Below are 21,453 nucleotides of genomic sequence, written 5' to 3' on the forward strand. Positions count from 1 at the left end.
GGGCTGGGGGAGGGCCAGCACCGTCTCAACGGCCCACCCCGCTGCGACTAGCGAGCAAAGCTCGCAGTCTCGCTGCCCCTCCCGCAAGCGGGAGGGGATGACCAGAGTTGTTTCCAGACAGGGGCTCTCCCATGCGCCTATCACGCTTTTTCATCGACCGGCCGATCTTCGCCGCCGTGCTCGCCGTTATCATCACCATCGTCGGCGCGGTCGCCTATATCGGGCTACCCGTCTCGCAATATCCCGACATCGTCCCGCCGACGGTGACGGTGACCGCCAACTACCCGGGCGCGTCGGCCGAGACCGTCGCCGACACGGTCGCGGCACCGATCGAGCAGGAAATCAACGGCGTCGACAATATGCTCTATATGAGCAGCCAGTCGACCGGCGACGGCAATGTCACGATCACCGTGACCTTCGAGATCGGCACCGACCTCGACGCCGCGCAGGTGCTCGTGCAGAACCGCGTCGCGATCGCGACCCCGCGCCTGCCCGAAACGGTGCAGCGCCTCGGCGTCGTGACGCGCAAGACCTCGCCTGACTTCCTGATGGTCGTGAACCTCGTCTCGCCCGACAAGTCGCTCGATCGCGCCTATATCTCCAACTATGCGCTGACCCAGCTCCGCGACCGGCTCAGCCGTATCGATGGCGTCGGCGATGTGCGGCTGTTCGGTAACCGCGACTATGCGATGCGCGTGTGGATCGATCCCGGCCGCGCCGCCGCGCTCGACCTGACCGCGGGCGAGATCGTCGCCGCGCTGCGCCGCGAGAATGTGCAGGTCGCGGCGGGCACGCTCGGCCAGCCGCCCTATGCCAATGGCAGCGATTTCCAGCTCAATGTCGAGACGCAGGGCCGCCTTTCCGATCCCAAGGATTTCGCCAATATCGTCATCCGCAGCGATGCCGACGGGCGGCAGGTCCGCGTGTCCGACGTCGCGCGCGTCGAGCTTGGCGCGTCGGATTATAACAGCAACACCTATCTCTCGGGGGACCCGACCGTCATCATGGCGGTGTTCCAGCGCCCCGGTTCGAACGCGCTCGCCGCGGCCGAAGCGGTCGAGGCCGAAATGGCGGCCTCGGCGAAGAATTTCCCCAAGGGCCTCGAATATCGGGTGATCTACAACCCGACCGAATTCATCGCCCAGTCGATCGACGCGGTGATGGACACATTGCTCGAAGCGGTCGTGCTCGTCGTGATCGTGATCCTCGTGTTCCTGCAGAAATGGCGCGCGGCGATCATCCCGGTGCTCGCGATCCCGGTGTCGCTGATCGGCACCTTCGCGGTGCTGGCGGCGGTCGGCTACAGCCTCAACAACCTCTCGCTGTTCGGGCTGGTGCTCGCGATCGGCATTGTCGTCGACGACGCGATCGTCGTCGTCGAGAATGTCGAGCGCAATCTGGAAAAGGGCATGTCGGCGCTCGAAGCCGCGCGCACCTCGATGGACGAGGTATCGGCGGCATTGGTCGCGATCGTGCTCGTGCTCTGCGCGGTGTTCGTGCCGACCTTGTTCCTCACCGGCCTGTCGGGCGCCTTCTACCAGCAGTTCGCGGTGACGATCTCGACCGCGACGATCATCTCGCTGATCCTCTCGCTCACCCTGTCGCCCGCGCTCGCGGCGATCCTGCTGCGCGGCCATTCGGCGCCGGCGAACGAGGGCAAGGGCATGCAGATGGTCCGCCGCGCGGGCGATGCGTTCAACCGCGCGTTCGAGCGGATGAGCGACGGCTATGCGCGCCTCACCGCGCGGCTGGTGCGCGCCCCGAAGAAGATGATGGTCACCTATGCGGGGCTGATCGCCGCGACCGCCGGACTGTTCTGGGCGACGCCGACGGGCTTCATCCCCGCGCAGGACCAAGGCTATTTCCTCGTCGTCGCCAAGCTGCCCTCGGGCGCTTCGGTCGAACGCACCGACGAAGTGCTGCAAAAGGTCGCGCGGCGCGTGCTGCCGGTCGACGGCGTGCTCGGCTCGGTGATGCTCGCGGGTTTCGACGGCCCGTCGCAGACGCTCGCGCCCAATTCGGCCGCGGCCTATTTTCCGCTCAAGTCGTTCGAGGAGCGCAAGAAGCTCGGCGTCAAGTTCGACGACATCATCAACGAGGCGCGCAAGCGCACCGCCGACATTACCGAGGCGCAGATCGTGATCATCCCGCCGCCGCTGATCCAGGGCATCGGATCGGCGGGCGGTTACCGGATGATCGTGCAGGATCGCGGCGGTCACGGCTATGCGGCGCTCGCGAACGAGTCGACCAATCTGATCGGCAAGGCGAACCAGACTCCGGGCCTCGCCAATGTCTTCACCTTCTTCGACCCGACCAATCCGCGCGTCTTCGCCGACATCGACCGCGCGAAGGCGAATGCGCTCGGCGTCCCGCCCGAGCGGGTGTTCGAGGCGCTGCAGGTCTATCTCGGCTCGGCGTTCGTGAACGACTTCAACCTGCTCGGCCGCACCTACCGCGTCACCGCGCAGGCCGACGCGCCCTTCCGCCAGAGCGTGTCCGACATCGCCAACCTCCAGACGCGCTCGAACAGCGGCGCGATGGTGCCGATCGGCTCGGTCGCCAATTTCGAGGACCGCACGGGGCCGTATCGCGTCACGCGCTACAACCTCTTCCCCGCGGTCGAGATCGATGGCGACACCGCGCCCGGATCGTCGTCGGGCGCCTCGCTGACGACGATGGAGAAACTGGCGTCGGAGTCGCTCCCGGCGGGATACGGCACCGAATGGACGGGCATCGCCTTTCAGCAGAAGGCGGCCGCGAACACCGCGGGGATCGTCTTCGCGCTCGCGGTGCTGTTCGTCTTCCTCGTGCTCGCGGCCCAATATGAAAGCCTGGTGCTGCCATTGGCGATCATCCTGATCGTGCCGATGTGCCTGCTCGCGGCGATGATCGGGGTGAATCTGCGCGGCATGGACAATAATGTCCTGACGCAGATCGGGCTCGTCGTGCTCATCGCGCTCGCGGCGAAGAATGCGATCCTGATCGTCGAATTCGCCAAGCAGGCGGAGGAACAGGACGGGCTGTCGCCGATCGACGCCGCGGTGCGCGCCGCGCGCGACCGCCTGCGCCCGATCCTGATGACGAGCTTCGCCTTCATCCTCGGCGCGGTGCCGCTGCTGATCGCGAGCGGCGCGGGGGCGGAACTCCGCCAGGCGCTCGGCACCGCGGTGTTCTTCGGCATGCTCGGGGTGACGGCGTTCGGCCTGATCTTCACGCCGACCTTCTATGTCGTCTGCCGCGCGCTTGGCGACTGGTTCGCCGCGCGTCGAGGACGCGGCGACGAGCATGGCGCGGCGCTGCCGGTGCCGGCGGAGTGATGCAGCGCCTCTGCCCCTTCCGCGTGTCCCCGCGAAGGCGGGGACCCATCTCCGGGCGGTTCCAATTCGCGCCGGCCGGAGATGGGCTCCCGCCTTCGCGGGAGCACACAGTTCTTTTTGAACAATAGAATTTCAGGAGAAGAATCGTGATCCTCCGCAACCTCGTCACCGCCGCTTCGGCGCTCGCGCTCGCCGCCTGCGCGGCCGGCCCCGATTACAAGGCGCCGCAATCGGCGTCGGCGCCCGCCGCGACCGGTTCGTTCGTTTCGGCGAACAGTCCGGCCATCTCGCTGGCGCCGGTCGAAGCCGACTGGTGGCGTCTCTATGACGATCCCGTGCTCGACGGGCTTGTCGCCGATGCGCTCGCCAACAACAGCGACGTGCGCGTCGCCGTCGCGAATATCGCCAAGGCGCGCGCGGCGCTGCGCGGGGCGCGTTCGGACCGGTTGCCGCAGACCCAGATCGGCGCCGGCGCCGATTACGGCCGCAGCCCCGCGGGCCAGCGCCTTCCCGGCGCGCCCCGCGAAGACTGGACCGTCGATGTCGGCGCCAATGTCTCCTACGAAGTCGACCTCTTCGGCCGCGTCAGCCGCTCGGTCGAAGCGGCGCGCGGCGATGCCGAAGCGGCCGAGGCCAATGCCGACGCGGTGCGCGTGATCGTCGCCGCCGATACGACGCAGGCTTATGCGGACGCCGCCTCGGGCGCCGCGCGGCTCGACGTCGCACGGCGGATCGTCGACCTGCTCGACCAGCAGGTGAAACTCACCGAGCGGCGCAAGGAAGTCGGCATGGCGACGGGGCTCGACCTCGCGCGCATCACGACGCTCCGCGACCGGCGCGCCGCCGATATTCCTGCCATCGAGGCCGAGCGGCAGGCGGCCTTGTTCCGCCTCGCGACTCTGACCGGTCGCGCGCCCGCCGCGCTCCCCGCGATCGCGGCGGACCGCAACATCAGCCTCGAGATCACCGATCCCATCCCGGTCGGTGATGGGGCGGCGCTGCTGAAGCGCCGTCCCGACATTCGCGCCGCCGAGCGCCGCCTCGCCGCCGACACCGCGCGCATCGGCGTCGCGACCGCCGATCTTTATCCGCGCATCACGCTCGGCGGTTCGGTCGGTTCGACCGGCACCGGCTTCGGCGATGTGTTCGGCGGCGGGCCGCTGCGCTGGCTGCTCGGGCCCTTGCTCAACTGGGCCTTCCCCAATCAGGAGCCCGCGCGGGCCCGCATCGCCGCCGCCGAGGCCGACACGCAGGCGTCGCTCGCCGAGTTCGACGGCACGGTGCTGCGCGCGCTCGAGGAGACCGAGACCGCGCTTTCGGCCTATGCGCGCTCGCTCGAGCAGCGGCAGGCGCTGCGCGCGGCGCGCGATCAGGCCGAACGCGCGGCGCGGATCGTGCGCGCGAAGCGGCAGGAGGGTGCATCGGATTCGCTCGAATGGCTCGACGCCGAGCGCACCTTCGCCGAGACCGAAGCGGTGCTCGCGGCGCAGGACGGTCAGATTTCGCGCCGCCAGATCGCGCTGTTCCGCGCGCTGGCGGGCGGCTGGTCGGGCTAGGTCAGCGGTCCCTATCGAATCGTCATCCCGGCGAAGGCCGGGATGACGAGATAAGGAAGGCCGGTTTCAGTCGCCTCCACCATTCTCCGCCCGCAAGGTCCGGCGCTCCGCCCTTCGGCATCGTTTACGCCGCCTTTACCAGTCCGGGTGCATGACTTCCCCGATATTCGCGACTGGGGATGAATGATGGACAGCATGCGCGGACTGCTTTCGGGCAGCCACGACCAGGAGGACGGCGCGATCGATGCGCCTGCGTCGGTCGGCGTCGATGAACGGCGGATGCAGGTCCGGGCCTATAATTACTGGGCGTCGCTGCTCGCCGATCGCGCCTACCCTTCGGTCGAGGATCTCGACCTCGAAAGCGCCGATTTCGGGGGCCATTCGGTGCTGCTCGATTTCACCGCGGGCGTCGAGAATCCCGGCATCGCCTATCTCGGCGAGACGCTGCGCGCCGAGTCGCAAATCGACGAGGATGTCCATTATATCAGCCAGATTCCCGGGCGTTCGCTGCTGTCGCGGCTGACCGACCATTATCTGCAGATCATCGCCAACCGCGCGCCGATCGGCTTCGAGGCCGAGTTCGAAAGCGATCGGGGCGTCACGATCATGTATCGCGGCATATTGCTGCCCTTTTCGTCCGACGACGACACGATCGATTTCATCATGGGCGTGATCAACTGGAAGGAAGCGGCCCCCGCCGATCAGGCCGAGGAGCTGCAATTGTCGGTCGAACAGGCGCTGCGCCGCGCCGCGCCGCTGACCGCGCCGGTGCCCGTATGGGCCGACGGCCCCGACTCGGGGCATCTGGGCGACGATGCCGATGCCGCCCCCGGCTTTACCGCGCTGCAGGGCGACGGCGATGCTTTTGCCGATAGTCCTGGCGACAGCGAAGTGGCCGCCGATCCGGGCGAAGGCGCCGAGCTCGCCGACTGGCTCGCGCTCGCGCGCGAGACCGCCGAGCGGGCGATCGCCGCCGACAGCCGGAGCCGCAGCGCGCTCTATCAGGCGGTCGGCAAGGCATGGGATTTCGCGCTGGCGGCCGAGGAGCAGCCCGAGGCCTTCGCCGCGCTGCTCGACGATGCCGGGCTGGCGATGCAGGATCGCGCGCCGATGACGCCAGTCGTCAAGCTGGTCTTCGGCGCCGCCTATGACAAGACGCGGCTCGCAGAATATGCCTGCGTGCTCGGCCACGCCCGCGACGAAGGCGTCGGCCGCGGCGCGCTCGCATCCTATCTCGATCATTATCCGGGCGGACTCAAGGGGCTCGTCAAGGACGCGCGCGCGCGCCGCAAGCCGGCGGACGCCCGCGCGCGGGCGGACGAGAAGGTCGAGGCGCTGCGCCGCGCGCAGCCTGCGCTCATCCTCGAACATGATGCCGGCGACGCCGAATTCGTCGTGCTGATCGCGCGCGCGATGCCCGGCGGCCATATCGGCATCGTCGCCAAAGCCGCCGACGATCCGGCACTGGTCGCACGGCTGGCGAAGAAGGCGGTCGCGATCACGCCCATCGCCTGACCGCGGAACGGCTGAGAGCGTTCACGCAACAGATAATCAAAGAATTGAAATAATTTTACGCGGAACCGCGAACCAGGCCTTGAGCCGCGCGTCGCGGAGGCGCATAGGAGGCGGCAGCGAACGGACCCCCGCCGATCGTCGGCTGGGATCCCTTTCTTTGGTTCGGGATGCTGCATTTTATGTCTCAGAATATGTCCGACACGCCGGAAACGGACACGCCGACCCCCTCCACCGTCAAAATCCCCCCGAAAGTCGCCGCCGCCTATCTGGCCGCGCTCGCCGGCAGCGCGCTGCCCGGCGAAGGCGACGACATGGACAAGGCCGCGCTGACCGACGCGAGCCAGTTCGCCGCGCGCGCCGCGCTCGAGCGCGGCGCCGAAACGCCCTCGCTGCTCCTCGAACCGATCGCCGCCGACGGCACCGACCGCCGGATGCGGCTCGCCATCATCAACGACGACATGCCTTTCCTCGTCGATTCGACCTCGCAGGCGGTCGCCGCGCAGGGACTGGCGGTTCACCGCATCCTCCACCCCGTCATCGCGGTGAAGCGCGATGCGAAGGGGCATTTGCAGGAAGCCGGCGAAGGCCCCGCGCGCGAATCGGTGATCTATATGGAGCTCGAGCGCGGCGACGCGCGCGCGCGCCGGCGCCTGCTCGACGGCCTCGAAGCCGCGCTACGCGACGTGCGCGCCGCGGTGCGCGACTGGCGGGCGATGCGCGCCGCGATGCTCGCCGACGCCGCGATGCGCGTCGAGGGCGAAGGCGCCGAGCTGCTGCGCTGGTTCGAGGGCGGGGCGATGACCCAGCTCGGCCATGAATGGCGGACGCGGGGCGGCAAGGTGCAGGATCCGCTTGGTATCAGCGAGAGCAGCGACAGCCAGCTCCTGTCGCCTGCGGCGCTCGACGCCGCCTTCGCCTGGTTCGACGCCCAGGAAAAGAAGGGGGGCGGCCACGCGCCGCTGCTGATCAAGTCGAACCGGCTGTCGGCGGTGCATCGCCGCGTGCTGCTCGACCTCGTCGTCGTCCCCGAACTGAAAGGCAAGAAAGTCGAGCGGCTGTCGATCCACGCCGGGCTGTGGACGAGCCAGGCGCTGTCGACGCCGCCCGCCAAGGTGCCGGTGCTGCGCGCGCAGCTCGAAGCCCTGATGGCGAAATTCGGCTTCGATCCGACGGGCCACGCCGGCAAGGCGCTCGCCCACGCGCTCACCGCGCTGCCGCACGATCTGCTGATCGCGTTCGACAGCGCCTCGCTCGAAGAGCTGGTGCTGACCTCGATGTCGATCACCGACCGGCCGCGGCCGAAGCTGGTGATGGTGCAGAGCGCGCTCGGCCGCCACCTCTTCGCCTTCGTGTGGCTGCCGCGCGATGAAGTTTCGACCGGCCGCCGCCTGGCGGTCGAGAGCCTGCTGGTGCGCGAAGCGAGAGCCGGCGTGATCGGCTGGACGATGGTGCTTGAGGACGGCGGGGCGGCGCTGCTGCGCTACACGCTCGACCTGCGCAGCGGCGGGGTCGTCCCCGACACCGCGGCGCTGGGCGCGCAGCTCGAACAGATGGTGCGCGGCTGGCAGCCCGAGGTCGAGGCGGCGCTGGCGAAGCGCGGCGATCCGGGCCGCGCGGCGGCGCTCGCGGCGCGCTTCGCGCCGACCTTCCCGCCCAATTACCGCAACCTCTATAATCCCGAGGAAGCCGCGCGCGACATCCTGCGCCTGCGCGATCTCGACGCGGCGAACCCGCGCAGCGTGCGGCTCGCGCGCAAGAGCCTCGACGGCGACGACCGGCTGCGGCTCAAGGTCTATAGCGCCGCCGGCCCGCTCGCGCTGTCCGACGTCGTGCCCGCGCTCGAACATTTCGGCTTCGAGGTGCTCGAGGAAATCCCCACCGCGCTACAGGGCCGTGCGCCCGGAAGCGAGGGCGACGACGAGCCGCCGATCGTGATCCACGATTTCACGCTGCGCCTGCCCGCCAATGTCGACGAGCTCGCGCTGCTTCCCCATGCCGAAGTGCTCGAAGGCGCGATCGCCGCGGTGCTGGGCGGCCGCGCCGAAAATGACGCGTTCAACGAGCTGGTGCTCACCAACCAGACCGACCCGCGCGCGATCGTCTGGCTGCGCGCCTGGTTCCGCTATCTGCGCCAGGGCGGCTCGGCCTATGGCATGGACACGGTGGTCAGCGCGCTGCGCCACGCGCCCGCGCTCACCGCCGCGCTGATCGAACGGTTCCGCGCGCTCCACGACCCCAAGGCGCGCGATGCGAAGCGCGCCGAGGCGCTCGAAGCCGAGATTCTCGGGGATTTCGCCGCGATCAAGTCGATCGACGAGGATCGGATCCTGCGCCTGTTCCACGCGGTGATCGGCGCGACGCTGCGCACCAACGCCTTCGCCCCCGCGGCCGAAGAGGCGCTGGCGTTCAAGATCGACAGCGCCCGGATTCCTGGCCTGCCCAAGCCGCTGCCGTGGCGCGAAGTGTGGGTCTATTCGCCGCGCGTCGAGGGCACGCACCTGCGCGCCGGTCCGGTCGCGCGCGGCGGGCTGCGCTGGTCCGACCGCCGCGACGACTTCCGCACCGAAATCCTCGGGCTGATGAAAGCGCAGCGCGTCAAGAACGCCGTCATCGTGCCGACCGGCGCAAAGGGCGGCTTCTATCCCAAGGCGCTGCCCGACGTGTCGCTCGACCGCGACGCGTGGTTCGCCGAGGGGACCGAATGCTATCGCATTTTCATCCGCTCGCTCCTGTCGATCACCGACAATCTGGTCGGCGGCAAGGTCGTGCATCCCAAGGGCGTCGTGATCCACGACGGCAACGATCCCTATTTCGTCGTCGCCGCCGACAAGGGCACCGCGACCTTCTCCGACGTCGCCAACGCGCTCGCGATGGAGCGCGACTTCTGGCTCGGCGACGCCTTCGCCAGCGGCGGGTCGCACGGATATGACCACAAGGCGATGGGCATCACCGCCAGGGGCGCGTGGATTTCGGTCCAGCGTCACTTCGCCGAAATGGGCGTCGACGTGCAGACCGACAGCGTGCGCGTCGTCGGCTGCGGCGACATGTCGGGCGACGTGTTCGGCAACGGCATGCTGCTGTCGAAGGCGATCAAGCTGACCGCCGCCTTCGATCACCGCCACATCTTCCTCGACCCCGATCCCGATCCGGCGAAAAGCTGGAAGGAGCGCGAGCGGATGTTCAATCTGCCGCGCTCATCCTGGGCCGATTATGATGCCAAGCTGATCTCGAAGGGCGGCGGCGTCTTCCCGCGCAGCCAGAAGAGCATTCCCCTCTCCCCCGAGGTGCAGGCGCTGCTCGGCCTGTCGGTCGGCGAAATCGACCCCAGCTCGCTGATCTCGGCGATCCTGAAGGCGCCGGTCGACCTCCTCTGGTTCGGCGGCATCGGCACCTATGTGAAGGCCGCGAGCCAGAATAATGCCGAGGTCGGCGATCCCGCGAACGACGCGCTGCGCGTCGATGCCGAGGATCTGCGCGTCAAGGCGGTCGGCGAGGGCGCGAACCTCGGCGTCACGCAGGCGGCCCGCATCGCCTTCGCGGCGAAGGGCGGACGGATCAACACCGACTTCATCGACAATAGCGCGGGCGTCGACTGCTCGGACAATGAGGTCAACATCAAGATCGCGCTCAATCGCGAGATGGCCGAAGGCCGCCTGTCGCAGGACGACCGCGACGCGCTGCTCGTGCGGATGACCGACAATGTGGCGGGTCTCGTGCTCGAGGACAACCGGCTGCAGGCGCTCGCGCTGTCGATCGCCGAAAAGGGCGGCTCGGCCGCGGTGCCGTCGCTGGTGCGGATCATGGAGACGTTCGAGGGCGCGGGCCGGCTCGACCGCAAGGTCGAGGGACTGGCGGCGAACGACGAGCTGCTGCGCCGCGCCGGCGAAGGGCGCGGGATGACGCGCCCCGAACTCGCGGTGCTGCTCTCGACCGCCAAGCTCGCGCTGCAGGACGCGATCGAGAACAGCGACCTGCCGGACGATCCGGCGCTGGCGAGCGACCTCGCCGCCGCCTTCCCCGACGAGATGCAGCGCGACTTTGCAACTGCGATCGCCGATCACCAGCTGCGCCGCGAAATCATCGCGACCAAGATCGCGAACCGCATCATCAACCGCATGGGCATCGTCCATCCCTTCGAGCTGGTCGAGGAGGAAGGCTGCGCGCTCGGCGACATCGCCGCGGCGTTCGTCGCGGTCGAGCGGCTGCTCGAGATGCCGGCGATCTGGGACGCGCTCGACGAAGCGAAGATCGACGAGGGCGTCCGCCTGTCGCTCTTCGCGCAAGCGGCGTCGGCGATGGCCTCGCAGATGGCCGACCTGCTCCGCGTCACCCAGAGCCTGTCGCAGCCGGGGCCCGTCGTCGCGCGGCTCGAGCCGGGGGTCGACCGCCTGACCGCCGGGGTCGATGCGCTGCTCAGCCCGTCGGTTAGGCGCCAGTGGGACATGCTCGCGCAGCAATTGCTCGACGCGGGCGCGCCCGAAACGCTGACCTCCGCCGTCGTTCGCCTGTTCAAGACCGACGGCGCGATCGGCATCGTCGATCTCGCCGAGCGGCGCGGCGACGACGAGATCGCGGTGACGCGCGCCTTCACCCATCTGGGCGAAGCGCTCGGGCTCGACTGGGCACAGACGCTGGCGGCGCATATGAGCCCCGCCGATCCGTGGGAGCGCCTGCTCGTCAACAGCCTTGCGCGCGACTTCCAGCAGATGCGGCTGACCTTCCTCGCCGGATTGCCGAAGGGCGACCTCGACGCGGCGGTGACCAAATGGCTCGCCGACCATGCGCCGCGCGTCGAGCAGTTCCGCAGCACCGTCGACCGCGCGCGGATGATCCCGAACCCCAATGGCGCGATGCTGTCGCATATCGCCGGGCAGGCGCGCGGATTGCTGGGGCGTTGATTTAACCCGGCACCGGCCCGCTCCCCCGCCCAGCCTCCCGATCCAGGATATTCTGTTGGGAGGCTGGGCGGGGGAGCGGGCCGGTGCCGGGTCGGAGACGAAAATGCCCTTCCAGCCCCGCGTCGCGATCCTCGTCCCGGCGCCCGATTATGAAGAAAAGTGGCAGCCCGCCTTCGCGCGCAAGGCGGCGGCGCTGACCGCGGCGGGGCTGATCGTCGAGCAGCGCGTGTGGGCCGGTCCGGGCGATCTTGCGGGTTATGATCTCGTGCTGCCGCTCTTTGCCTGGGGCTATCAGCGCGACGTGGCGGCCTGGTATGCGCTGCTCGACCGGCTGGAAGCCGAGGCGCTGCCGGTGGTCAATCCGGTGCCGGTGCTGCGCTGGAACAGCGACAAGGCCTATCTCGCCGAGCTGAGCGCCAAGGGCGTTGCGGTGGTGCCGACGGTCGAGGTCGCGTCGCTCGACGATGCGAGCCTCACCGAAGCGATGGCGGAGTTCGCGACCGACGAGATCGTGATCAAACCCGCCATTTCCGGCGGCGCCGACGGCACGCACCGCATCGCGCCGGGCGCGGCGCTTCCATCCGACGCGATCGGACAGCGCCGCCTCGTCCAGCCGCTGATGCCGGGCATCATCACCGAAGGCGAATATTCGCTCTTCTTCTTCGGCGGCCAGTTCAGCCACGCGATCGTCAAGCGCCCCGCCTCCGGCGATTTCCGCGTGCAGGAACAGTTCGGCGGGCGCGAGACGATGTGGGACGCGAGCGACGCGGCCCAGGCGCTGGCTGCGGCCGCGCTGGCGGCAGCGCCCGCGCCGCCGGTCTATGCGCGCGTCGACATGGTCGGCGACGCGGCGGGCAGGCTCCACATCATGGAACTCGAACTGATCGAGCCGTCGCTGTTCCTCCACCATGCGCCCGACAGGGGCGCTGCGTTCGGATCGGCGGTCTACGGCGCCATCTGATCGGGCCGGCTCCGCCACAGCCATTGCCGGATCGCCGATGTCAGGTTCGGCGCATCATCCGCCTCCATCCGTTCGACGTCGATCCGCGCGACGAGCGCGTTGACCGGCAGCGCCAACCGCGCCGCTTCGGCTTCGAGCGCGTCCCAGAAGACGGGCTCGAGGCTGATCGAGGTCGGGTGACCGGCGATCGTCACCGAGCGTTTGACCGGAGGATGATAGGATCGGGCCATGGTGGCGGCCTACAAGCTTTTGCGGTGATGCGGATACGATTTATTTGGGGTGGTCCGCAATTCCGGCGTTCCGTAAACCGGCCAGCCGATCCGGCGCAAATGCAGGCAGGTTCATGACGGGATTTCAGGCGCTCACCGAAAAGGAAAAACAGGCCTTGCGCCTGCTGGCGGGCGGCCATGACGCGAAATCGATGGCGCGGTATCTGGGGCTGTCGGTCCACACGGTCAACGAACGGTTGCGCGAGGCGCGGCGCAAGATGTCGGTTTCGAGCAGCCGCGAGGCGGCGCGGCAATTGCGCGACCATGAGCGCGGCGACCCCGAAAATCATGGGGACATGTCTTTGGGGGATGCGGCGGCGGCCCCCGGCATGGAACAGTCCCGGGCATCGGCCGAAGCGCGCCGCATGTCGCGCCGCGCCGGCTGGATCGTCGGAGCTATCATCATGTCTGTCAGCCTTGCCTTATTTGCTCTCGCCTCGCTGTCGGGGAACGCCGGCACGCCCGCCGCCGCGCCGTCGACCGCGCCCGCCCAAAGCCCCGCGGTCGCGGCGGCACGCGACTGGCTCGCGCTGGTCGACAAGGGCGACTGGAACGGGAGCTGGGAGGCGACGGGGCAGGCGTTCAAGGCGCTCAACACGGTCGAGACCTGGACCCGCGTGGCGATCCGAGTGCAGGGCCCGCTGGGGGCGGTGAAGTCGCGGGTACTGGTCAGCGAAGAGACGGTGCCCGCGCCGCCCTATGGCTATCAGATGGTCAAGTTCCGCACCGATTATGCGAACAAGGCGGGGGCGATCGAGACGCTGTCGCTGGTGCGCGAGGGGGGAAGCTGGCGCGTGGTGGGGGTGACGGTGGAGTGAGGATTGGAGTGGGTCGGTCAGAGATTTGAGATAACCCTCTTTTTCCGTTCGTGCTGAGCTTGTCGAAGCACTGCTCTTCCGCGGCGATGGCAAAGCCGCCGCCTGTCGTCAGACGGGTTCGGCGATCTTTCGGATCGCCGCCCCGCTGGCCGTGTCGATGGCTGCCGCTGCGCGGCACCGGCGCCTAGCGTGCCGTTCGCTTCGCGAACGCCATCGCTACGCGCCTGCCATCGTCAATACATATGCTGCCCCCCATTGATCGACATCGTCGATCCGGTGACGAAGCCCGCATCCTCGCTGCACAGGAAAGCGACGCCGCGCGCGATCTCGTCGGCCTGGCCCAAACGGCCGACCGGGATTTTGGCGACGATCTTTTCGAGCACCGGGGCGGGGACCGCGGCGACCATGTCGGTATCGATATAGCCCGGCGCGATCGCATTCACGGTCACGCCCTTTTTCGCGCCTTCCTGCGCGAGCGCCTTGGTGAAGCCGTGGATGCCCGACTTGGCGGCGGCGTAGTTGACCTGGCCGTACTGGCCCGCCTGCCCGTTGATCGAGCCGATGTTGACGATGCGGCCCCAGCCACGCTCGACCATGCCGGGGAAGCATGCTTTCGCCATGTTGAAGCAGCCGCCGAGGTTGATGCGCATCACGTCGTGCCAATCGTCGTAGGTCATTCGCGCGAGGGTGCCGTCGCGGGTGATGCCGGCGTTATTGACGACGATGTCGACCGGGCCGACTTCTGCGGCGACGCGCGCGCAGCCGTCGAGGCACGCCTGATGGTCGCCGACGTCCCATTTATAGGCCGGAATGCCGGTGCGCTCGGTGAAGGCCTTCGCCTTCTCGTCATTGCCGGCATAGTTGGCGACGACGGTGACGCCCTGTTCCTTCAGTTTCAGCGAAATCGCTTCCCCGATGCCGCGGCTGCCGCCGGTGACGATTGCGATGCGTGCCATAAATCAAGCTCTCCCACTGCGTTATCGCATCATGATTAGGCTGCGGCGCAGGGGCCCGCAAGTTGACCGGAACGTCAATCGCAAAGCTATTCGGGAAGGTGGACGGCTGAGCTGCTCAGCTGCGCCCGCGCCTTCGAAAAGTCGCCGATCGCGAGGTCGGCCCGCCCGATCGTCACGACCAGATCGTCGCCGTCGCCGAATCTCCGGCTCATCAGCCCGCTGCTCGGCAATTCGAGCAGGACCAAGTCGCGGCCTTCGTCGAAATCGGGCAGAGGACGAAGCGGTTCGCCGCCCATCGCCGCCATCTCGCGCATCGCCATCGCGCGCCACCGCGGCTCGTAGAAGGCGCGCGCCGGGGCCGACAGATTGCCGGGATCGGCGCACCACGCATGTTTGGCGCGGTCGAACAGGATCGTCCGATAGTCCTCGACCCACAGGTCGGCGTCGGGGTGATGCGTCGTCAGCGGCAGCGTGATCGTCTCGATCCGCTCGGCGCCGGTTTCGGGGTCGATCGTGCGGACCGCCCGCGCCCAGCGGATCGCGTGCAGCGCCGCCATCACCGCGGTCGCATCGCCCGGCGAAAAGGCGTCGCGCGCCGCGCTGTCATGGACGATAGCGATGATTTCGCGCGCGCGCTCGCAGGCGTCGCGGTTGATCGCGGCGCACGGGTCCGATGCGTCGCCCCCGTTTGCCACCGCACCCTGTTCGAGCCGGCCGAGACGCATTTCGAGGAGCGCGGCCATCGCGGTCATGCTGCCCCAGTCGAAAGGATGGAAGGCGGGATCGGCGATGTCGTAGCCGCGGTCGGCGAACTCGCCGCCCGCCGCGAGGGCATCGGCCGCCTCGCGCGGATCGGCGCCGCCCGCGCGAACAGCGACGAGATCGACGGGCCATTCGGGAAAGGCGCGGATCGCGAAAGGCGCGAGGTCGCCCTGGCCCAGGTCGCCGTGCGGGCCGAACCAGCCTTCGGCGTCGTTGAGCGCGAAGGAAAGCGCGACCGGTACGCCGGTGTCGCGCAGATGCAGAACGCGCACTTCGGGCCGGCGGCGATGGAGGAAGAAGGCGAGCGCGCCCTCACGCGGCCCCAGCCCGTCCCACAGGTCGAGCGGCAGGGCTGCGCAGTCGATCTGCGCCAGAAAGTCCGCGGGCTGGCCGTCGATCTTCGGCCATTCCATGCCCGCCGCGAGCCGCGGACGGCCGCCGAGCCAGCTGTCGGTCGAAATCGCATCGCGCAGCGGAATCTGGGGAAGGAGGCGCAGCGCGACGGGTTCGGCTTCGTCGTGCTCGATCCGGTGCGCCTCTTCCTCGACATCGGCGACGATCGTCTCGAGCGCGGCCTCAATCGCGGCGGGCGATTCGGTGTTCAGGAAAGGGGCGAAGTCGCACGCGGCGTCATCGCCGCGCTCGTCGGCCATCTCGGGCGAGACCTGGCGGCGGATTCGCGCCAGCCGCGACGGAGAGATTTCGACCTCGTCGAACCCGGCTTCGGCCCGGCGCGACAGTTTCGGCAGGCGATATTCGCGCGCAGGGCCGGACGTCGCCGTGGCCGGGCGCGAATGCCGCGACCGCCAGACGGCATAAACGAGTCCGGCGAACGCCAGCGTGACTCCGGCCAGCGTCAGTGCCGCCGTCAGAATCTGGTCCATCGCCTGTCTCCATATGCGTGCGGGATCGCGCCCTTTCGGCGCCGCACCGGATCAATTTAGCGCAGGATCCTGAACAGTTGGTAAGCGGCAGCACCGGTGCGCTAGAGCCACCCCGCGAGTTCGCGCCGCACCAGCGCCTCGATCATCGCCATACCGGGCGCATCGGCGTTGAGGCACGGCAGATAGGCGAAATCCCCTCCTCCCGCGCTCGCGAATTGCTGCCTGCCGCGAATCGCGAGCTCTTCAAGCGTTTCGAGGCAGTCGGCGGCGAAGCCCGGCGCGAAGACGGCGACGCTCCTGCCCGCCTTGCCTAAGGCTTCGAGCCGGCTGTCGGTCGCGGGTTCGAGCCATTTGGCGCGGCCGAAGCGCGACTGGAACGCGACCTCCACCGGACGCCCGAGCCTTTCCGACAGCAGGCGCGCGGTCTTCTGGCACTGGCAATGATAGGGATCGCCGAGATGCAAAGTGCGCTCGGGCATGCCGTGGAAGCTCGCGAGCAGCACGTCGGGCGCGAAATCGAGCGCGGCGAGCCCCGATGCCACCGACGCATCGAGCGCGTCCAGATAAGCGGGATCGTCGTGATAGGGCGGCAGAAAGCGCAGCGCGGGCTGCCAGCGCAGCGTCTTCAGATGATCGCCCACGGCATCGACGACGGTGGCGGTCGTCGCGGCGCAATATTGCGGATAGAGCGGCGCCACCAGGATGCGGCGGCACCCCGCGGCGACGAGCGCGTCGATCGCCGGGCCGATCGCGGGTTCGCCATAGCGCATCGCATGCGCGACCACCGCCCGTTCGCCCAGAGCGCGCTGAAGCGCCTCGCTCTGCGCGCGCGTGATCGCGGCGAGCGGCGATCCCTCGTCGCTCCATACCTGCGCATAGGCGTGCGCCGATTTTTTCGGCCGGGTGGTCAGGATGACGCCGCGCAGGATCGGTTGCCACAGGATTTGCGGGATTTCGACGACGCGGCGGTCGGACAGGAATTGGGCGAGGTAGCGCCGCACCGAGCGCGCGTCGGGCGCATCGGGCGTGCCGAGGTTGACGAGCAGCACGCCGGCGCGCTCCGCCGCGACGACGGGATGACCGGCCGGCAAGCTCACAGCGGATGCCCCGACAGCGGGATGCGGCGGATGCGCCGCCCGGTCGCGGCGAACATCGCATTGGCGATCGCGGGCGCGACCACCGGAACGCCGATCTCGCCGAGCCCGCCGGGTTCGCGGTCGCTCTCGACGAACTCGACCAGGATGCGCGGCGTCTGCGACAGGCGCGGCAGGCCGAGCTGGCCGAGCTTGCGCGCGGTCGCGAGGCCGCCTTCATAATCGGTCGTCGCGCCGACCGCGGCGGCGAGGCCGAAGATCAGCCCGCCTTCGACCTGCTGGCGCGCGATCGCCGGATTGACGAGCCGCCCCGCGTCGACGACCGCGACCAATTGTTCGACCTGCAACCCCTTGTCGCTTTGCCGCGCGGTCGCCATCAGCGCGATGTGGCTGCCGCGCATGGCATGGCAGGCGAGGCCCTGCGCGCTCCCCGGCAATCCGCCTTCCCAGCCGCCGAGGCTGGTCGCGGTGAGCAGGCAGCGCGCGAGCAGCGGCGCGTCACCGAGCATCGCCATGCGATAGGATAGCGCGTCGCTTCCCGCCCGCACCGCCATTTCGTCGATGAAGCATTCGGTAAAGAAGGCGGTGTAGCTGTCGGCATTGCCGCGCCAGCGCCCGGTCGGCAGTCCGATGTCGGCGGGGCAATGATCGACCGCGCGGTGCGGGATCGCATAGCGCGTCATCGCCCCCTCGACCGCGGCGGCGTCGGCGCGGCCCGCGGCGGCGCGCTGCGCCTCGTCGGCGGGCTGATTGTCGAACAATCGCGCGCGGACCTCATGGTTGGTCGCGGGCGCCGCGATGCGCGTCACCAGCGCGTCGATGCCCCCCGCGGCGTTGAGCGTCGCGGTGAGTTTCGCGCGGGCTGGCGCACGCGGCGGCAGGCGCATGATTTCCTCGGCGCGCGACCAGGCGAGCTGAACCGGGCGCTTCACCTGCAGCGCGATGATCGCCGCCTGCACCGCGACGCTGTGGTCGAGGCAGGCGTCGAACGACCCGCCCGCCATCATCGGGAACAAAGTGACGTTGGCGGGCGCAAGGCCGGTCGCGCGGGCGACCGCGTCGCGGCACTGCGCCGGCGCCTGCGTCGCGACCCAGAGGCGCAGCCCGTCGCGGTCGGGGGCGGCGGTCGCGGTGCGCGTTTCGATGGGGGCGTGGAGCGCGGGCGCGACGGCATATTCGGCGGCGATCCGGTTGCGGCCTTCCATCGCTTCGCCGACGTCGCCTTCGCTCGCGATGCGATAGCCGTCGCCTTTCAGCGCCGCCTTCAGCGCGGTGTCGATGCGCGCAGTCGAAACCGGCGTGCCTTCGGTCTCGAACACCGGCGCGAAGCGGTCGAGCGCGCGGTTCGCCGCCCACCAGTTGCGCGCGACGGTGGCGACCCAGCGGTCGTGGGTGACGACATGGAGCAGGCCGGGCGCGGCCATCCCGCGCTTGCGGTCGATGCCCTTCAATCGCGTCGCGCCGAGCGGTCCCTGCCGGATCGCGGCGAAGACCATGTCGGGCAGGCGGATGTCGCCGGCATAATTGGCCGACCCGTCGATCTTCGCCGGCAGATCGAGCCGCGTCAGCTCCTTGCCATAGAGCGGGTCGGCGCTCGAAGCGCGATAGACGGGCTCGGCGGGCGGATCGAGCAGCGCCGCCGCCGCCGCGACCTCGCCGAAACGCAGCCTTTTCTTGCCGTGAAGGACGAAACCGTCCTGCGTATCGCATTCTTCCCAGTCGGCGTCCCAGCGATCGGCGGCCGCCATCATCAACAGCGCGCGCGCCTGCGCTGCCGCCGCGCGGCACGGCCCTTCGAACATGCGCACCGACGAACTGTTCGCGGTCAGCATCACTGCGCCTCGCACCGCCCATTCGCGGCGGACCCAACTGCGCACGTCGGACACGAAATCGGGGACGCCGGCCCGCGGCGTAAAGATCGCGCTATCCTCGTCGACGAGCAGCGTATTGGCGTAAAGCGGGCTGATCGGCGCACTTTCGACCGCAATCGTCCGCCAGTCGGCGCCGAGTTCGTCGGCCATGATCTGCGGCAGCAGCGTCGTGACGCCCTGCCCCATCTCGCATTGCGGCACGATCGCGCTGATATGGCCGTCGTCGCCGATTTTCAGGAAGGCGTTGAAGATATGCTCGTCGGGCGCGGCGGTCAGATTGGGCTGGTAGTCGCGCGGCCACAGGCCCCACGCGATCGCGAGCCCGCCCGCGGCGGTCGCGCCGACCAGCAACGAACGGCGGCTGACCTGCGGCACGCGCGATGTCTTCTTTCCCACGGTGTCGCGAATGCCGGCCATCGGCGATGCTGATAATCGGCGCGAGTCCGCGACGCAAAGGCTTTCGGTCTATTCCCAGCCCCAGGGGGCGGGGGGCGGCGGCACGGGCTTTGCATAGTCGAACGCGACGCGGAAATGGCGCCCCTCGCGGTCGAGGCCATAGGTGAAGCCGGCATCGGTCGTTTCGACCGACCAGATGTTGGTCGTCGAAACGCCGCGGCCCGTGCGTTCGAACATCGCGATCGATTCGGCGTCGACCGGGAAGGTCTGGCGCGTCGCGGTTCCGGCATCGGCGGTATCGCCGCCGTAAAGCGTCACCTCGTCGGCTTTCCCGTCAACGTGACGATGATCATGCTTGAGGCGAAGGCCCGTCGTCGTCCGGCTGACGATCCAGGTGCGCGAGCGATCCCAGCCGCCGTCGGGGCCTAGCCCGTCGATGTGAAAGGGGATTTCGATGCGGTCGTTCGTGCAATGGCGGATGTGCATCACCATCGCCCTGCCCCGCATCTCCGCATCAGCCTCCTGATCGCTGGCGAGCCGACCGGAATAGGCCTTGCCGCACCGCGCCGCGAGCGCATCGAAGAAGGCATCCTGCGGATTTCCACCTGCGGGCGCCGTCGTCGTGCATCCCGCGAGGGTGGCTGCGGCGACGAACGTCAGCGCGGCCTTCACTTGAGCAGTCCGAGGCGCGGTATTTCGATCTTGGGGCAGCGGTCCATCACGACGGCCAGACCCGCGGCTTCGGCGCGCTTCGCGGCGGCTCCGTTGATCACGCCCATCTGCATCCATACCGCCTTCGCGCCATGGACGATCGCTTCGTCGACCGCGGCGCCGGCGTCTTCGCTGTTGCGGAAGATGTCGACGATCTCGGCGGGCGGCTCGACATTGGCGAGTGTCGCAACGACGGGCGCGCCATGGATCGTCGATCCGGCGTGGCCGGGGTTGACCGCGATCACGTCATGGCCCTGACGCATCAGGAAGGCGAGCACGCCGTTCGACGGGCGCGCCGGATTGGGCGAGGCGCCGACCACCGCAATGCGGCGCGGCCGGCCAAGCAGTTCGCGGATCTCGCCTTCGTCGTTGATCGCCATCATTTGCCCTTTCGTGCGTTCAGCCAGTCGGCGACGCGCGCCGCTATCGCGTGGAATGGTTCGCCCGCGGGATCGGTTCCCGCCGCCGGCGGGACGCCGCCGTCGCTGGCGAGGCGGATGCCCATCGACAGCGGCACGCGGCCGAGGAAGTCGAGCCCCATCGTCGCCGCCGCGGCTTCGGCGCCGCCGCTGCCGAACGGGTCGCTGACCTCGCCGCAATGCGGGCAGGCGTAGCCCGCCATATTCTCGACCAGCCCGATGATCGGCACGTCGGCCTGTTCGAACAGGCTGATCGCGCGCGTCGCGTCCATCAGCGCGAGGTCCTGCGGGGTCGAGACGATCACCGCACCCGCGGGCTTGTGCTTCTGGATCATCGTCAGCTGAACGTCGCCGGTGCCCGGCGGCAGGTCGACGACGAGCGTGTCGATGTCGCCCCAGCTCGCATCGACGAGCTGTTCGAGCGCGCGCCCCGCCATCGGACCGCGCCACGCGATCGCCTGTCCGGGCGCCGCGATCTGCCCGGTCGAGAGCATCGGCACGCCATAGGCGCTCTCGACCGGCGCGAGCTTCGATCCGCGCGCCTCGGGCTTCACATTTTCGCTGTCCATCAGCCGCGGCTGCGACGGCCCATAGATGTCGGCGTCGACCAGCCCGACCTTCACCCCGAGCCGGCGCAACGCGACCGCGAGATTGGCGGCGAGCGTCGATTTGCCGACCCCCCCCTTGCCGCTGCCGACCGCGATGATCGTCATCGCCTTTTTCTCGGCGGTCATCGCGATACGCACCTCGTTCACGCCTGATTGTTCGAGCAGGCCCGCGCGCAGCTTGTCCTCGAGCGGTTTGCGCTCTTCGGTGCCGAGACCCGTGACGTCGAGGACGATCGCGAGCGTTCCTTCATCGTCGAGAAAGCGGAGACCCGAGGTGCGGCCGCCGGTGAGGTCGGCCGCGATGCTGGCGAGGGGAGCGGTGTCGGTCATGCTCGCCGCAGATAGGCATGACGAAGCCGATTGCCAGCCATTTTCGCGCGCACCCCCTGTTAATCGCGCCCGCCGCCCCTATAAAAGC

14 protein-coding genes are annotated in these 21,453 nt (G+C 68.9%); 6 read left to right on the forward strand and 8 right to left on the reverse strand.

What is annotated here, in order from left to right; all coding sequences use genetic code 11:
* Positions 1 to 131 precede the first annotated feature (131 nt).
* The 5 genes from QZL87_RS16005 (at position 132) to QZL87_RS16025 (ending at position 12,247) form a co-directional block, all read left to right on the forward strand.
* Positions 132 to 3,317: a multidrug efflux RND transporter permease subunit gene (locus QZL87_RS16005; protein WP_295321326.1), complete on the forward strand. Its 3,186-nt coding sequence runs from the start codon at positions 132 to 134 to the stop codon at positions 3,315 to 3,317.
* 143 nt (positions 3,318 to 3,460) lie between these two features.
* Positions 3,461 to 4,873 carry a TolC family protein gene (locus QZL87_RS16010; RefSeq protein WP_295326978.1) on the forward strand — a complete coding sequence of 471 codons (1,413 nt, stop codon included), beginning with the start codon at positions 3,461 to 3,463 and terminating at the stop codon, positions 4,871 to 4,873.
* A gap of 186 nt (positions 4,874 to 5,059) precedes the next feature.
* Positions 5,060 to 6,388: a hypothetical protein gene (locus QZL87_RS16015; RefSeq protein WP_295321329.1), complete on the forward strand. Its 1,329-nt coding sequence runs from the start codon at positions 5,060 to 5,062 to the stop codon at positions 6,386 to 6,388.
* A 191-nt stretch (positions 6,389 to 6,579) separates the two neighbouring features.
* A complete protein-coding gene (locus QZL87_RS16020) occupies positions 6,580 to 11,286 on the forward strand; it encodes an NAD-glutamate dehydrogenase domain-containing protein (RefSeq protein WP_295321332.1) in 4,707 nt (1,568 codons plus the stop codon).
* A gap of 103 nt (positions 11,287 to 11,389) precedes the next feature.
* A complete protein-coding gene (locus tag QZL87_RS16025) occupies positions 11,390 to 12,247 on the forward strand; it encodes a hypothetical protein (protein WP_295321335.1) in 858 nt (285 codons plus the stop codon).
* On the opposite strand, the gene QZL87_RS16030 is transcribed toward QZL87_RS16025, so the two are convergent.
* Positions 12,232 to 12,477: a ribbon-helix-helix domain-containing protein gene (locus QZL87_RS16030; protein WP_295321338.1), complete on the reverse strand. Its 246-nt coding sequence runs from the start codon at positions 12,475 to 12,477 to the stop codon at positions 12,232 to 12,234. The two genes, QZL87_RS16025 and QZL87_RS16030, sit on opposite strands and share 16 nt — an antisense overlap.
* Positions 12,478 to 12,590: 113 nt before the next feature.
* Between QZL87_RS16030 and QZL87_RS16035 the strand changes: the two genes are divergently transcribed.
* Positions 12,591 to 13,334 (forward strand): DUF4019 domain-containing protein, encoded by a 744-nt coding sequence (locus QZL87_RS16035; protein WP_295321341.1) that lies wholly within the window; start codon positions 12,591 to 12,593, stop codon positions 13,332 to 13,334.
* 233 nt (positions 13,335 to 13,567) lie between these two features.
* Here the strand turns inward: QZL87_RS16035 and phbB are convergent, their stop codons facing one another.
* The 7 genes from phbB to QZL87_RS16070 all read right to left on the reverse strand — a co-directional run bounded on the left by phbB (position 13,568) and on the right by QZL87_RS16070 (position 21,365).
* Positions 13,568 to 14,290, reverse strand: coding sequence for an acetoacetyl-CoA reductase (gene phbB, locus QZL87_RS16040; protein WP_295321346.1), 723 nt, complete (start codon positions 14,288 to 14,290; stop codon positions 13,568 to 13,570).
* A gap of 86 nt (positions 14,291 to 14,376) precedes the next feature.
* Positions 14,377 to 15,936: a DUF1963 domain-containing protein gene (locus QZL87_RS16045; protein WP_295321348.1), complete on the reverse strand. Its 1,560-nt coding sequence runs from the start codon at positions 15,934 to 15,936 to the stop codon at positions 14,377 to 14,379.
* A gap of 101 nt (positions 15,937 to 16,037) precedes the next feature.
* On the reverse strand, positions 16,038 to 17,033 hold the full coding sequence (hemH, locus tag QZL87_RS16050; protein WP_295321350.1) for a ferrochelatase: 996 nt from the start codon (positions 17,031 to 17,033) through the stop codon (positions 16,038 to 16,040).
* Positions 17,030 to 19,318 (reverse strand): molybdopterin cofactor-binding domain-containing protein, encoded by a 2,289-nt coding sequence (locus QZL87_RS16055; protein WP_295321353.1) that lies wholly within the window; start codon positions 19,316 to 19,318, stop codon positions 17,030 to 17,032. Before QZL87_RS16055 ends, hemH begins: the two co-directional genes overlap by 4 nt.
* 48 nt (positions 19,319 to 19,366) lie before the next feature.
* A complete protein-coding gene (locus QZL87_RS16060) occupies positions 19,367 to 19,969 on the reverse strand; it encodes a hypothetical protein (protein ID WP_295321356.1) in 603 nt (200 codons plus the stop codon).
* Complete coding sequence (locus QZL87_RS16065; RefSeq protein WP_295321360.1) at positions 19,966 to 20,388, reverse strand: CoA-binding protein; 423 nt, start codon at positions 20,386 to 20,388, stop codon at positions 19,966 to 19,968. Before QZL87_RS16065 ends, QZL87_RS16060 begins: the two co-directional genes overlap by 4 nt.
* Entirely contained in the window at positions 20,388 to 21,365 is a 978-nt protein-coding gene (locus QZL87_RS16070; protein WP_295321363.1) for an Mrp/NBP35 family ATP-binding protein, read from the reverse strand. Before QZL87_RS16070 ends, QZL87_RS16065 begins: the two co-directional genes overlap by 1 nt.
* Between the last annotated feature and the right edge of the window lie 88 nt (positions 21,366 to 21,453).

The sequence above is a fragment of the uncultured Sphingopyxis sp. genome (genome assembly GCF_900078365.1).
Classification (GTDB): domain Bacteria; phylum Pseudomonadota; class Alphaproteobacteria; order Sphingomonadales; family Sphingomonadaceae; genus Sphingopyxis.

Bases quoted from the DNA above. Each gene is read 5' to 3' on its own strand.
- QZL87_RS16035 (WP_295321341.1), top strand. From the start codon at position 12,591: ATGACGGGATTTCAGGCGCTCACCGAAAAGGAAAAACAGGCCTTGCGC.
- QZL87_RS16025 (WP_295321335.1), top strand. From the start codon at position 11,390: ATGCCCTTCCAGCCCCGCGTCGCGATCCTCGTCCCGGCGCCCGATTAT.
- QZL87_RS16055 (WP_295321353.1), bottom strand. From the start codon at position 19,318: ATGGCCGGCATTCGCGACACCGTGGGAAAGAAGACATCGCGCGTGCCG.
- QZL87_RS16045 (WP_295321348.1), bottom strand. From the start codon at position 15,936: ATGGACCAGATTCTGACGGCGGCACTGACGCTGGCCGGAGTCACGCTG.
- QZL87_RS16020 (WP_295321332.1), top strand. From the start codon at position 6,580: ATGTCCGACACGCCGGAAACGGACACGCCGACCCCCTCCACCGTCAAA.
- QZL87_RS16065 (WP_295321360.1), bottom strand. From the start codon at position 20,388: ATGGCGATCAACGACGAAGGCGAGATCCGCGAACTGCTTGGCCGGCCG.
- phbB (WP_295321346.1), bottom strand. From the start codon at position 14,290: ATGGCACGCATCGCAATCGTCACCGGCGGCAGCCGCGGCATCGGGGAA.
- QZL87_RS16070 (WP_295321363.1), bottom strand. From the start codon at position 21,365: ATGACCGACACCGCTCCCCTCGCCAGCATCGCGGCCGACCTCACCGGC.
- QZL87_RS16030 (WP_295321338.1), bottom strand. From the start codon at position 12,477: ATGGCCCGATCCTATCATCCTCCGGTCAAACGCTCGGTGACGATCGCC.
- QZL87_RS16005 (WP_295321326.1), top strand. From the start codon at position 132: ATGCGCCTATCACGCTTTTTCATCGACCGGCCGATCTTCGCCGCCGTG.
- QZL87_RS16015 (WP_295321329.1), top strand. From the start codon at position 5,060: ATGGACAGCATGCGCGGACTGCTTTCGGGCAGCCACGACCAGGAGGAC.